The organism is Gymnodinialimonas ulvae, from assembly GCF_037543845.1.
GTDB classification, from domain to species: Bacteria; Pseudomonadota; Alphaproteobacteria; order Rhodobacterales; family Rhodobacteraceae; genus Gymnodinialimonas; species Gymnodinialimonas ulvae.
In genome coordinates this window covers 120,858-133,402 of record NZ_JBBIFX010000003.1, presented here as the reverse complement: position 1 = coordinate 133,402, position 12,545 = coordinate 120,858, and the positions used below count along the sequence as shown (strand labels likewise).

Below are 12,545 nucleotides of genomic sequence, written 5' to 3'. Positions count from 1 at the left end.
GGAAGGTGTCAGGAATCGCGCAGGCGCGAAAGGGTTTGAGTGACCGGTATGCCAATCGCGGCGTGGTTTCGGCGATTGGTCCGGGGCAGACGGACGCGCAACAGGGGCTGCCCGCCGCCCCTCCTGCCGTCCCGCCAGGGTAGGCTGCCTACTTGCCGGGCGATTTTCGGGCGGATGGACGGCTGGCTCTTTGCCCGTGCCGCAGTGCAGCTTTGCGGGCGCAGCGAATTGACAGAGACATTTTGTTCCGTCTAGATGCGACGCAACGAAATGATATTGCTTAAAACGAGTCGGAGTGTTCCATGACGGAAGCGGCAAAGGACCGTCCCTGGTTGATCAGGACGTATGCGGGGCATTCGACGGCAGAGGCATCGAACGCGCTTTACCGAGGAAACCTTGCGAAAGGGCAGACCGGGCTTTCGGTGGCATTCGATCTGCCGACGCAGACCGGCTACGACAGCGATCATGTTCTGGCACGTGGTGAAGTGGGCAAGGTGGGTGTGCCGATCTCGCATCTGGGCGATATGCGGACGCTGTTCCACGATATCCCGCTTGAGCAGATGAATACGTCGATGACGATCAACGCGACGGCGCCGTGGCTTTTGGCGCTTTATATTGCGGTGGCGGAGGAGCAGGGGGCGGATATCGCCAAGCTTCAGGGCACGGTGCAGAACGATCTGATGAAGGAATACCTGTCGCGCGGGACATATATCTGCCCGCCCAAGCCCTCGTTGGCGATGATCGCGGATGTGGCCGAATATTGCTACAAGGAGGTTCCGAAATGGAACCCGATGAATGTCTGCTCTTACCATTTGCAGGAGGCGGGCGCGACGCCCGAGCAGGAATTGGCCTTTGCGCTGGCGACGGCGATCTCGGTTCTGGATGAATTGCGTCCGCGCGTTCCCGAGGAGGATTTCCCGGTTCTGGTGGGGCGGATTTCGTTCTTTGTGAATGCCGGCATTCGGTTCGTGACCGAGATGTGCAAGATGCGCGCGTTCGTCGATCTGTGGGATGAGATTTGCGAAACCCGCTATGGCGTGACCGATCCGAAGATGCGGCGGTTTCGCTATGGCGTGCAGGTGAATTCGCTTGGCCTGACCGAACAGCAGCCGGAAAACAACGTCTATCGCATTCTGATTGAAATGCTGGCCGTGACGCTGTCGAAGCGTGCGCGGGCGCGGGCGGTGCAATTGCCAGCGTGGAATGAAGCGTTGGGTCTGCCGCGCCCGTGGGATCAGCAATGGTCGATGCGGATGCAGCAGATCATGGCGTTTGAGACGGATCTTTTGGAATACGACGATCTGTTTGATGGCAACCCGGCGGTTGATGCCAAGGTCGAAGCCCTCAAAGAAGGCGCGCGTGCGGAATTGGAGAATTTGGGGTCGATGGGCGGCGCCATTGCGGCCATTGATTACATGAAAGGACGGTTGGTCGAAAGCAACGCTGACCGGGTGAATGCGATCGAGCGCGGTGAAACCGTGGTGGTCGGTGTGAACAAATACACCGCCTCGGAGCCGTCTCCATTGATGGGGGAAGACGGTGGGATCATGGTCGTTGACCCGGCGGTGGAGCACGATCAGATCACGCGGCTTGAGGCGTGGCGCGCGGAGCGGGACGGCGCAGCAGTCAAGGCGGCGCTGGAGGATTTGCGCACGGCGGCGTCCGACGGGCGCAACGTGATGCCAGCCTCGATCGCTGCCGCGAAGGTGGGTGTGACCACCGGCGAATGGGCCGGTGTCATGCGGGCCGTGCACGGAGAATATCGCGGTCCGACCGGCGTGTCGGGGGCAGTGTCCAACAAGACCGAGGGCTTGGACGATATTCGCGACATGGTCGATACGGTGTCCGACAAGCTGGGGCGGCGTTTGAAGTTCCTCGTCGGCAAACCCGGATTGGACGGCCATTCCAATGGCGCCGAACAAATCGCATTCCGGGCGCGCGATTGCGGAATGGACATCTCGTATGAAGGGATCCGCCTGACGCCAGCGGAAATCGTTGACGCAGCAAGAAACGAAGCCGCCCATGTGATTGGCCTATCAATCCTGTCGGGCAGTCACGTGCCTCTGATCAAGGATGTGATGGAGCGGCTGCGCGCCGAGGGTCTGGATATACCGGTTATGGTCGGCGGGATCATTCCCGACGAAGATCGCGCAACCCTTTTGGGATATGGCGTTGCGCGCGTTTATACCCCCAAGGATTTCGAATTGAACCGGATCATGACGGATATTGTGACCCTGGTTGACCCAACGCAAATCGCCGCCGAATAAGGGCCTCGGCGTTTGTCGCCCATTTAGGTCATGTCGAAAAGTCTGCTTGCTATTGGCGTGTCATTCCTGCATGGGCGAATTGCGACGTGCCCAAAAAGAAGGAAGATCAAATGGCAAAAGCATTGGACAAAATGACCTTGGAAGAACTGGAAGCTCACCAGAAGGAAATCGCGGCTACAATCAAAGGCTACGAGAAAAAGCGACGTTCCGAATGCCTCGCGGAATTGAAGGCGGTGGCAAAGAAGCACGGATTTTCGCTGGATGAGTTCACCGGTGGAAAGGCCAAGGCGGCTTCCAAGACCAAAGGCGTGGCAAAATACGCCAACCCGGCAGACGGGTCTCAGACCTGGACCGGCCGTGGGCGTCAACCCAACTGGGTGAAAGAGGCGCTGGCCAAGGGCAAATCACTCAAGTCCATGGCAATCTGATCGGCGCGTGACGCCGATTTGCAGCGAGGCCGTTCCGTTTGGGGCGGCCTTTTTTTGTGCGATCCGGCTTGCCTCGCCAGCCCATCGGGGTATCCCATGGGAGATGCATTGCAACCTCGGAGCACGGTAATGACAATTCACATTGGGGCGTCGCCCGGAGACATCGCGGACACGGTCTTGATGCCCGGGGATCCATTGCGCGCAAAATGGGCGGCGGAGCGGTTTCTGGAGAACCCGATTTGTGTGAATGAGGTGCGCGGGATGTTGGGCTTCACCGGCACCTGGCGCGGCAACCGCGTCACGATCCATGGCTCGGGGATGGGGATGCCGAGCCTGTCGATTTACGTCAATGAGCTGATCCGGGATTTTGGGGCCAAGACCCTGATCCGCATCGGCTCCACCGGGGCGATGCAGAGCCATGTGAAGTTGCGCGATGTGGTTCTGGCGATGACCTGCTCGTCGGTTTCGACGCCATCCAGGGGCATTTTCCGGGAACTGAATTACGCCCCCTGCGCGGATTACGAGTTGTTGCAGGCGGCTTACAAGGCGGCGCAGGGCAAGGGATCCACTATCCATGTCGGAGGGATTTATTCGTCCGATGTGTTCTATGATGAGCGCCCGGATTTGAACGAACAAATGGTGCGCCACGGGGTGTTGGCCGTGGAGATGGAAGCGGCGGAGCTTTACACGCTGGCCGCACGGCATGGGTGTCGGGCCCTGGCGGTTCTGACCGTGTCCGATCACCTTTTGACGGAAGAGGCGCTGCCGTCGGAAGCCCGGCAATCGAGCTTTTCCGATATGGTCGAAATCGCGCTCGAGGCCGCATTCGCATGAGGCATCTGGCGGGACATCGGGTGGGGCCGGTCGCCCTTGGTTGCATGAGCTTTGGCGGCATTTATGGTGCCACGGATGAGGCCGAAAGCTTTGCCTGCATGCAGGCGGCCTTGGACCTGGGCGTGACGCATTGGGATGTGGCCGAGGTCTATGGCGACGGCGTTTCCGAGACCGTGATCGGCAAATTCCTGGCACAGACCGGGGCCAAGGTGACGCTGGCTACGAAGGGCGGGATTTACCGGCTGCCGGAGCGTCATTTCAGCAATGCAAAGGACCGGCTGCGCGCGTCTTTGGAGGGCTCGCTTGAGCGTCTGGGGCGGTCGTCGGTGGAGCTCTATTATGTGCATCGCCGGGATCACGCGATTGAGGTCGAGGACGTCATGGAGACGATGTTGGGCTTCAAAGAAGAGGGGTTGATCGGCGGCATCGGGTTTTCCGAAATTGCCCCGTTCACCTTGCGCCGGGCAGCGGCCGTGGGGCCGGTGGCAGCGGTGCAGTCGGAATACTCGCTATGGGTGCGCCAGCCGGAATTGGGCATGCTGCAGGCCTGCGCCGATTTGGGAGCGGCATTCGTGGCCTTCTCGCCGTTGGCGCGGGGGATGTTGAGTGATGGATTTCCGGGCCGCGACGCGTTCCGGGACGACGATTTCCGCAAAGGTTCACCCCGGTTTTCGGACCCGAACTACCAGGCGAACCTGGCCGCCATTGATGGGTTCAAGGCCTGGTGCGTGGGTCGCGGATGGGCGACGTCTGCGACGGCCTTGGCCTGGGTTCTGGCCCAGGGTGAGCATATCATTCCGATCCCCGGCACAAGGTCCGCGGCGCATTTGTCGGAGTTGGTCGGCGCGCAGGCGATTACCTTGACCGCGGAGGACCTTGCCGAGATCGAGCGGATCTTGCCAATCGGATTTGCCCATGGGCCGCGGTATGGCGGCAGCTGGCCTGGGATCGAGATCTACGGCTAAGCGGTGTGCCTGGTGTGAGGCGGCGAGAGGGGGGCGGCTCCCCACGCCCCCCGGAATGCTTGGGCAACAAAGAGGCCCCCCCCTTGATCGCGGGGGGGGGTGCGCCACTTTTTTCTTTTGATTACAGGATAATGACGTCCAGCGGCGGGAAGCCGTTGAAACCGATGGAGGCGTAGGTGGTGGTGTAGGCACCGCAGTTGCGGATCCAGACGCGATCTCCGGCTTTCAGGCCGAGGGGGAGGGCAACGGGGCGCTTTTCGTAGAGCACATCGGCGCTGTCGCAGGAGGGGCCGGCGAGGATGCAGGGGCCGGTGGCCTCAAAGTCACGGTCGGTGGCGAATTGATAGCGGATCGCTTCGTCCATGGTTTCGGCGAGACCGGAGAACTTGCCGATGTCGAGATAGACCCAGCGGTGCAGGTCATCGGGCGATTTGCGCGACACCAAAAGCACTTCTGCGGCGATCATTCCGGCTTCTGCGACGAGGCCGCGACCCGGCTCGGCCATGATGCGGGGGACATCGCCGAACAGGGCGTGAACGAGGTCCATGACCTGGGCCGCGTAGGCGGTCGGGTGCGGGATGTCCTCGCCGTAGAAGGCCGGGAAGCCGCCGCCGATGTTCAGAAGGTCAAGCGCAAAGCCTTGATCCTGAGCCATTTTCCAGACTTGTGCGATGCCGTCGAGGACAGGCCCCCACATGGCCGGATCGCGCGTTTGGGATCCGACATGGAACGACAGGCCGACGGGGCGGAGGCCGAGATTTCGGGCGTTGTGTATCAGCGCGAGGGCGCTATCGCGGGTGGTGCCGAACTTGCGGGTCAGCGGCCAATCGGCGCCGGAGGCATCGACCAGAAGGCGGATGTAGACCTGCGCGCCGGGGGCGTGTTCGGCGATTTTCTCCAGCTCTTCAACGGCATCGGCGGCAAAGACATCAACTCCGACGGAATGGGCGAAGGCGATGTCGGCCGGTTTCTTGACCGTGTTGCCGAAGGAAATGTCAGCCGGTGCGGCGCCCGCATCAAGGCAGATCTGGATCTCGTGGCGCGAGGCGGCGTCAAAGCCGGAACCGAGAGCTGCGAGGCGTTCAAGGATTGCGGGCTCGGGATTTGCCTTGACGGCATAATGGATGTGAGCCGCGCCCAGACCGGCGCTAAGCGCCTGATATTGCTGAGCGACGTGATCCACATCGAGGATCAGCGTCGGGCGTTCAAAGCGATGCGCGCGGGCATGAGTTTCGGCACGGGATACGGAAACGGGCGCCCCGGAAGGGGCGGTAAACGTAGCGGTCATCACGTTCTCCAAGTGGACGGAACGCCCCATTCAAGGGGACGCGTTGCATTCAAAGGGAGACGTTACCGTCGCTACGTAACTGCGATGGTTATCCCGGCTCAGAAGCACCGAAAAGGCGCTGAGCCGACTTACCACCCGTGACAGAGGCGCGTGCGTTGGCGTCTATGCGGCGGCGTTTGCGGCAGATGGGGATTCGGATCAAGTAAAAAGTTCGCCCGCGTGGAATTTCCCGGGTCCTCGCGGCGCGGGAGATGCGTTCGGGCGAACGGGTATGGGTTCAGATGAACGGGTCTTTCGCGAAAACCGCGTTCAAGTGAACGGGTCCGAGTTAGTTCATCTGAACACAGTTTCAGCGCCCGTGGGTCCGGTCGTAGGCATTGGGGAAAGGCGTCACATGCGCGGCGGTGTGGGTGGTGTCGAAAACCTCGACCCTGAGCGGATAGCAGCGCGTGGTGTCGGACGAATGCTCGGCCCCGCAATCGCCGCCCGGACAGGCCGAGAGCGCGCCCAGAAGGTCGATTTCGGCGCGGAACTCCAGATAGTCACCGGGGCGCACGGGGGAGGCCTTCATGAAGTATTGCCCGGTGTCGCGGGTGAAGCCGGTGCACATGAAGACGTTCAGGACATCGTGGACCAGCAGCTCGGCCCCATCAAGCGGGAGCCCTGTTTCATCGGCAAGCGCGCGGGTCAGGTTGGAGTGGCAGCAATGGTGGTATTGATCGCCTGAGTGCAGCAACGCGTTGGTGTAGGGGTCGCAGCGCGTGCCGATCACGTCATGGACCGCGCCGCCGTATTCGTCGATGCCGTACCAATCGAGGCTATCGTGGGTGACGGTCGCCATGGCGCGCAAGTGGGGCAGGTTGGACCAGAGCACGTCGCCGGTGGTGACGTGGGTGCCGTGAAGCGCGCGGGTTTTGCCGGAGAAAAATCGCTCTGTCAGGTCGGCTGCGTTCCAGAGGTTCAGATCGCCGACCTGTGGGCCATCGACGGAAGTAATGCGGAAGGTTTGGCCCGCTTTTGCGCGGAAGGTGGTGGCGTCGCGGGGTTGGGCGAGGTGCGTGGTGATGGGGCCGGCCGGGGTGGCGGGGCCAAGGTTTTGCGGCTCTGGCAGGGTGTCGGGCGGATAGCAGACGACGGGTTTGACGGCGCGGCGGGTGGCGGCATCGGCGGGCGATGTCGAGTGCTTGGGGCGGCGGTTGGGCATGGGCGGGGCTTTCGGTCATCTTGGTGCGTGCCAGCGGGGTAGCAGCGGCAAGGCCGCCCCGCAATCGCGGGGCTGGCCGGTGGCGCGGCGCTGTGAGGGTGCGCGGGGTCGGGGGAGGGTTGGCTTTGGCCGCCCTGTGGATTCGGCGGGCAGTGGCGGGTGGTTGCAAAAATGACCCCGAGGTGGGGACACACCTCGGGGTCAGGGCAGAAGACGGGGCCACCTGGGCCTGCCGCATGGGAGCTTCAGCGAGAGGGGGGAAGCTCGGGCGGCGCCTGTGGGGCCGTTTGGGTGGCCGTCTTCTGCGGGGACTGCGGGTGGCGAGGCGTGCCGAAGATGGTTTTCGACGGATCACGGGGCGGGCCGTACCAATCTTCGTTCCGGGTCATGTACATGGTGAGCGCCAGGGCGAAGAAGGCCAGCGTGGAGCCTGCGAGCAGCGCGTAATCGGCCGATTGCAGGATCAGGTAGAGGACCGCGTAGGTGATGGCGAGCATCAGCCCGAGGATCAGTGTGCGCAGGCCGAGTTTGAGGCCCACCGCGCCGAAGAGCGTCAGCAGGGCGGTCGTGGCCCCGGCCGAGAGCAGGTAGGCGGCGCCGAAGCCGATTTGTTCGGCATAGGAGACCATCAGCAGGAGGAAGGTCGATTGGGCGAGGCCGATCAAGATGTATTGCACCGGGTGGGTCGGCCGTTTGGTGGCACCTTCGATCAGCAGCACGGTCAGGAAGGTCAGCGCGATGAAAAGCAGGCCGTAGCGCGCGGCGCGGTAGGCCTTCTGGTAGAAATCGTTGGGTTGAAAGTAAGTGACACCGAAGGCCGAGTGGGTGCGTGCGGATTGGTCATGGTCGACGCGGGAGGCCTGCGGCATCGGGCGGGCGAGATGCGGGATGGTCCAGGACGCGGTGAAGCCGTCGTCGGTGATGTCGCGGGTGTCGGGCAGGAAGGCGCCGGTGAAGCTCGGGTGGGGCCAGTCGGAGGTGATGGTGACGGTGGATTGGCGGCCCATCGGCGTGGTGCGCAGGGTTTCGGCCCCATTGAAGGCGAGGGTCAGGGAATAGCTGTTGTGGCCGCGCGGATCGCCGACGGCCGCGATTACGCCCGCGGTGCCATCGGCGCGCGGCTCCAACGGCAGAGGGGTGTCGCCGGTGAGCAGCGCGGCGTCGCCGCGCAGGGCGCGGTTGTCGGAGAGTGTGAGGCGGAGGGAGGCCTCGGCCCAGTGGATTTCCTCGTGTGCGCGGATCTGGGCGGGGGCGGCGTCGAGGTCATAGGTCAGGCCCATGCGGGCGAGGGCCTGGAACACCGGCACGTCGAAGAGGCCGCGGGAGCGGATGTCGGTTTCCGACGTGATGTCGAGGGTGAAGTCCTCGGGCAGCAGGTAGATCGGGTCGGTGGGGCGGATGTGGGGGACCTGGTGGGTGGTTTCGGTTTCCTCGCCGGTGTCGGGGTCGGTGGTGGTGTAGGTCTCGGTGACCTGGAAGGTGCCCTGGACCGGCAGGATCAGGACCGGGCCCGACAAAAGCTGCGGCCCGCCCCATTCCCGGCCCACGTCGCGCAGCGTGGATTGCGCGAGGCGGTCGCGGTCTTCGACCACGAGGGAGACGAAGAAGGTCGGGATGAACATAAGGAGGGCCAAGAGACCGACGATCAGGAAGCGGGTGCCGAGGGAGCGCATGCAAATGTCCTTGGTTGGGGCAGCATTGCGCCGACCCTAGGCGGGGGCATGTGCAGGGGTGTGCAGGGGTTGTGCAGGTTTTCAGGGGATTGCGCTGGCTTTGTGTGGATGGTCGGGCCGGTGGCCCGATTGGGGGCGCTGCCCCCAGACCCCCGAGGTATATTTGACCAATGGAAGGGGTCAGAGCGCGGCGGGCCGCAGCGCGGTTTTGCAGGTGCGTGGTGGGGTGGATGTCGTGGAGAAGCCATCGGCCCCACAGGTGCGGCAGGTCCATTTTGTCAGCTCTGTCCGGTGGCCGCCGCGCGCTTTGGTCCAGCGGCATTGCGGTGTTTGCGATTTTTCTGGTTGGGGGGCTTTGGGTGTGGTTCGGCGCAGGCTGCGCAGGAGCAGGAAGAGGAGCAGGAGAGTGATCAGGGCGCAGACCGCGAGGGCCAGCGCATCGAGGCTTGCAGGAGTTTGCCCGGGCAGGGTGGGGGCATGGAAGGTGATCGGGTGCGGGTTTTCCATGCGCCCATCCTTGCGCAGGTGTTTGGCAGGCTTTGGGCGGCGAGATGGAGTTACAGAGACCCGCCCAGGGTTTTGCCGGAGAAGATGCAGCCCCCCAGAAACGTGCCTTCCAAAGCGTTGTGGCCGTGGTAGCCGCCGCCGCCGAAGCCCGAGACTTCACCTGCCGCGTAAAGGCCGGGCAGGGGGGTGCCGTCGGGGCGGAGGCATTGGCCGGTGAGGTCGGTGTGGAGCCCGCCGAGGGATTTGCGGGTGATGATGTTGAGGCGCACGGCGATCAGGGGGCCATGGGCCGGGTCAAGAATGCGGTGGGGTTTGGCCACGCGGATCAGCTTGTCGCCGATATAGCGGCGGGCCGAACGGATGGCGTTGATCTGCGCATCCTTGGAGACCTTGTTAGCGAGTTGGGCATCGCGCGCCTCGATCTGCGCGCGGATGCGGGCGGGGTCGAGGGGGGCTTGGGGCGTGATGCGGTTCATGCCGGCGATGAGTGTGTCGAGGTCGGTGGCGGTGACGAAATCTTCGCCATGGGTTTTGAAGGCCTCGACCGCGGCGGTGGCCCCCTTGCCCAGGCGTTCCTTGAGGACCGCTTTCCATTTGGCAGAGGTCAGGTCGGGGTTTTGTTCGGAACCCGAGAGCGCGAATTCCTTTTCGATGATGGATTGGGTCAGGATGAACCACGAATGATCGTGACCGGTTTGCAGGATGCGTTTGAGCGTCGCGGTCGTGTCATGGCCGGGGAAACAAGGCGCCTCCATCCGCGTGCCAGTCGCGTCGAACCACATCGACGAGGGGCCGGGCAGGATGCGGATGCCGTGGTTGGGCCAGATCGGATCGAAGTTCCGCAGGCCTTCGGTGTAGTGCCACATGCGGTCTTCGTTGATCGCGGCGGCCCCTTGGGCCTTGGCTTGCGCGGCCATCTGGCCATCGACGTAATCGGGCACGCCGGAGATCATGTGGATCGGGGGCGGGCCGAGGCGGTCGGCGGGCCAATACTCGCGGACGCGGTTATCGTTGCCGCCGATGCCGCCGGTGGTGATGGCCATTGTTTCGGCGCGGAGCGAGAATTGGCCGGTGGCGGTGCGGTTGGTGCTTGCGCCGCGTTCGGCTTGGTCATCGGCGAGGATTTCGCCTTCGACGCCCTTGACAGTGCCGTTTTCGATGAGGAGCGACGTGACGCGGTGGCGGAAGTGGAGCGTGATGTTGGAGTGGGCAGTAACGCGGTCGGCGTAGGGGCGGACGACGCCGGTGCCGGTGCCCCATGTGACGTGGAAGCGGGGGATGGAATTGCCGTGGCCCGCGGCATGGGCGCCGCCGCGTTCGGCCCAACCGACCACGGGAAACCAGCGCATTCCGAGATCGTGCAGGTAGCCGCGCATCGGGCCACTGGCAAAGTCGAGATAGGCGTCGGCCCATTGGCGCGGCATGGCGTCTTCGGGGCGGTCGAATCCTGCGGAGCCGTACCAATCGGAGGCGGCGAGATCACGGCTGTCGCGCAGGCCGAGGCGGCGTTGTTCGGGGGTGTCGACCATGAAGAGGCCGCCGAGGCTCCACCAGGCCTGGCCGCCGAGCGATTGCGGGCCTTCCATGTCGAGAAGGGCCACCTTGCGGCCGCGTTCGGCGGCGTGGAAGGCGGCGACAAGGCCGGAAAGGCCCGCGCCGATAATGATCGTGTCGTAGGATATGGTCGTGGTCATGGGCGGCAGGCTAAGCGGTCGCGCGGGGCGTGTCGAACCCCGTGTCGCCGCAGATGTCAGATGCGGAGTTGATACCACAGCACGATATCGGAGATCACCACGCGCCCGCGCTGCACGTCGAAGCGGAAGCGGGTGTTGACGACGCTGGGGAAGTCGGTGGCGGGGAAGGTTTCCTGAATGGTGAAGGGGCCGGTGCCGTTGAAGAAGACGGAGCGGAAGACTTCGCGGTTCTGGGTGCCTTCATGGGTGATGGTGAGATCGACGCTGGGTGCGAAGGGCGGGTCGGAAAGCGCGCCCATGTTGAAGCTGAGGATGGCGCGGGCGAGGTTCGTGCCGGTGACGAAATCTTCGGGGCGTTCAAAGAACGGGGTGCGCCAGCTGTCGCCGGTTTCAAGGATGCGGTTTCCGTCCGACAGGACGGCGTAATCGGCCACGGTTTTCATGGTGTCGGTCCAATCTGAAATAATAGCGTCAAAGAATGCGCCGAGCGTAGCGTTGGGCCTGAGGGCGGGTCGATTGGGGGAAACGGGCCTTGACGGGCGGCCGGATCAGAGGGCGGCCAGTTCCACGGACAGGATCGTGGGCAGGTGGCGGGCGACCTCGTCCCAGTGGATGCCGTTGTCCCGGGACAGGAAGACGGAGCCGGTGTTGGTGCCGAAAGCGATGTGGCCCGGGGCGGAGGCCATGGCCTGACGCAGGACCGTGAACCACGCGCGGTCGGGCAGGCCGGAGCGTTGCGGGTGCCACGTGCTGCCGCCATCGGTGGAGCGCCAGACGGCGGGGCGGGCGTCGGGCGGGAAGCGGCCCTGGCTGTCGCCATTGAGGGGGAAGGTCCAGAGCGTGTCGGGATCGTGGGGGTCGAGCGCGATCGGGAAGCCGAAGGTCGAAGGCAGGCCCTCCGTGATGTCATCCCAGTGCCGCCCGCCATCGTGGGAGCGCCAGACGCCGTGGTGGTTTTGCTGATAGAGCAGATCGCCGGGCGCGCGGGCGATGTTGTGTACGCAAAGCCCGGTGTCGCCATTGGCGGGTGCTGCGGGGTGGGTGTGGCCGTCGCAGGCCTCGGCATTGGACAGGCGATTGCGCCGGTGCCAGCTTGCGCCGCCGTCCTCGGACGCGAAAACACCGGCGGCGGAGATGCCGAGCCACAGTTTGGTGGGGGTTTCTGGGGCCGAGACGATGGTGTGCAGGACAAGGCCCGCCGCGCCGGGGGTCCATTGATCGCGGTCCGGGAAGTCTGCGAGGGCGTCGTTTTGCGCCCATGTCTGTCCATCGTCGGAGGAGGTCAGGAGATGCGCGGAATTGGTGCCGGCGTGGACCTGACCGTGGGCGGCGTGAAGCGACCAGATGGCGCTGAAGCTTTCGCCGAAAGGGGGTGGGGATGGGTCCCAGTCGATCATCGCGGCGAAGTCGGGGTCGTTGGCGGCCCATGCGTCCATCTTGCCGGTGGTAAGTTTGGCGAAGGACCAGGTGGCACCTTTGTCGGCGGAGCGGTAGATGCCCGCACCCGACCAGTCGTCGCCGCCGCCCGCGTAGATATTTGCGCCGTCCGAGACGACATGCGCGATGCGCCAGCCGTTGCAATGCGGGCCGGTGACGTGCCAGCCGTCGGGGCCGCAGCGTAGCACGAACGCGCCCTTGGTGGTGCCGATCAGAAGTGTTGGGTTTGGGTCCATCCGCCGCGCTCC

Annotated in this window: 11 protein-coding genes; 4 read left to right on the top strand and 7 right to left on the bottom strand. The window is 64.0% G+C overall.

Translation table 11 applies throughout. From position 1 onward, the window contains the following. The first annotated feature begins 302 nt into the window (after positions 1-302). The 4 genes from V8J83_RS14490 to V8J83_RS14475 all read left to right on the top strand — a co-directional run bounded on the left by V8J83_RS14490 (position 303) and on the right by V8J83_RS14475 (position 4,494). The gene (locus V8J83_RS14490; protein WP_339987147.1) at positions 303-2,267 is read left to right on the top strand and encodes a methylmalonyl-CoA mutase family protein; all 1,965 of its coding nucleotides are present in this window, start codon (positions 303-305) and stop codon (positions 2,265-2,267) included. Positions 2,268-2,377: 110 nt separating this feature from the next. Continuing rightward, the gene (locus V8J83_RS14485) at positions 2,378-2,695 is read left to right on the top strand and encodes an H-NS histone family protein (RefSeq protein WP_339987146.1); all 318 of its coding nucleotides are present in this window, start codon (positions 2,378-2,380) and stop codon (positions 2,693-2,695) included. 129 nt (positions 2,696-2,824) lie between these two features. Then, positions 2,825-3,529, top strand: coding sequence for a purine-nucleoside phosphorylase (gene deoD / locus V8J83_RS14480; protein ID WP_339987145.1), 705 nt, complete (start codon positions 2,825-2,827; stop codon positions 3,527-3,529). Then, entirely contained in the window at positions 3,526-4,494 is a 969-nt protein-coding gene (locus V8J83_RS14475; protein ID WP_339987144.1) for an aldo/keto reductase, read from the top strand. Before deoD ends, V8J83_RS14475 begins: the two co-directional genes overlap by 4 nt. Positions 4,495-4,615: 121 nt before the next feature. Here V8J83_RS14475 and V8J83_RS14470 read toward each other — a convergent pair whose 3' ends face one another. The 7 genes from V8J83_RS14470 to V8J83_RS14440 form a co-directional block, all read right to left on the bottom strand. Then, positions 4,616-5,782 (bottom strand): type III PLP-dependent enzyme, encoded by a 1,167-nt coding sequence (locus tag V8J83_RS14470; protein WP_339987142.1) that lies wholly within the window; start codon positions 5,780-5,782, stop codon positions 4,616-4,618. A gap of 349 nt (positions 5,783-6,131) precedes the next feature. Then, positions 6,132-6,986 carry an urea carboxylase-associated family protein gene (locus V8J83_RS14465; protein ID WP_339987141.1) on the bottom strand — a complete coding sequence of 285 codons (855 nt, stop codon included), beginning with the start codon at positions 6,984-6,986 and terminating at the stop codon, positions 6,132-6,134. 245 nt (positions 6,987-7,231) lie between these two features. Next, a complete protein-coding gene (gene creD / locus V8J83_RS14460) occupies positions 7,232-8,659 on the bottom strand; it encodes a cell envelope integrity protein CreD (RefSeq protein WP_339987140.1) in 1,428 nt (475 codons plus the stop codon). A 180-nt stretch (positions 8,660-8,839) separates the two neighbouring features. Beyond that, entirely contained in the window at positions 8,840-9,166 is a 327-nt protein-coding gene (locus V8J83_RS14455; RefSeq protein WP_339987138.1) for a hypothetical protein, read from the bottom strand. Positions 9,167-9,216: 50 nt separating this feature from the next. Then, the gene (locus V8J83_RS14450; RefSeq protein ID WP_339987137.1) at positions 9,217-10,860 is read right to left on the bottom strand and encodes an FAD-binding dehydrogenase; all 1,644 of its coding nucleotides are present in this window, start codon (positions 10,858-10,860) and stop codon (positions 9,217-9,219) included. A gap of 56 nt (positions 10,861-10,916) precedes the next feature. Continuing rightward, positions 10,917-11,303 (bottom strand): hypothetical protein, encoded by a 387-nt coding sequence (locus V8J83_RS14445; protein WP_339987136.1) that lies wholly within the window; start codon positions 11,301-11,303, stop codon positions 10,917-10,919. 105 nt (positions 11,304-11,408) lie between these two features. After that, complete coding sequence (locus V8J83_RS14440) at positions 11,409-12,533, bottom strand: WD40/YVTN/BNR-like repeat-containing protein (RefSeq protein ID WP_339987135.1); 1,125 nt, start codon at positions 12,531-12,533, stop codon at positions 11,409-11,411. Between the last annotated feature and the right edge of the window lie 12 nt (positions 12,534-12,545).

Coding starts and splice junctions, on each gene's coding strand:
- V8J83_RS14490 (WP_339987147.1), top strand. CDS start 303: ATGACGGAAGCGGCAAAGGACCGTCCCTGGTTGATCAGGACGTATGCG.
- V8J83_RS14485 (WP_339987146.1), top strand. CDS start 2,378: ATGGCAAAAGCATTGGACAAAATGACCTTGGAAGAACTGGAAGCTCAC.
- deoD (WP_339987145.1), top strand. CDS start 2,825: ATGACAATTCACATTGGGGCGTCGCCCGGAGACATCGCGGACACGGTC.
- V8J83_RS14475 (WP_339987144.1), top strand. CDS start 3,526: ATGAGGCATCTGGCGGGACATCGGGTGGGGCCGGTCGCCCTTGGTTGC.
- V8J83_RS14470 (WP_339987142.1), bottom strand. CDS start 5,782: ATGACCGCTACGTTTACCGCCCCTTCCGGGGCGCCCGTTTCCGTATCC.
- V8J83_RS14465 (WP_339987141.1), bottom strand. CDS start 6,986: ATGCCCAACCGCCGCCCCAAGCACTCGACATCGCCCGCCGATGCCGCC.
- creD (WP_339987140.1), bottom strand. CDS start 8,659: ATGCGCTCCCTCGGCACCCGCTTCCTGATCGTCGGTCTCTTGGCCCTC.
- V8J83_RS14455 (WP_339987138.1), bottom strand. CDS start 9,166: ATGGAAAACCCGCACCCGATCACCTTCCATGCCCCCACCCTGCCCGGG.
- V8J83_RS14450 (WP_339987137.1), bottom strand. CDS start 10,860: ATGACCACGACCATATCCTACGACACGATCATTATCGGCGCGGGCCTT.
- V8J83_RS14445 (WP_339987136.1), bottom strand. CDS start 11,303: ATGAAAACCGTGGCCGATTACGCCGTCCTGTCGGACGGAAACCGCATC.
- V8J83_RS14440 (WP_339987135.1), bottom strand. CDS start 12,533: ATGGACCCAAACCCAACACTTCTGATCGGCACCACCAAGGGCGCGTTC.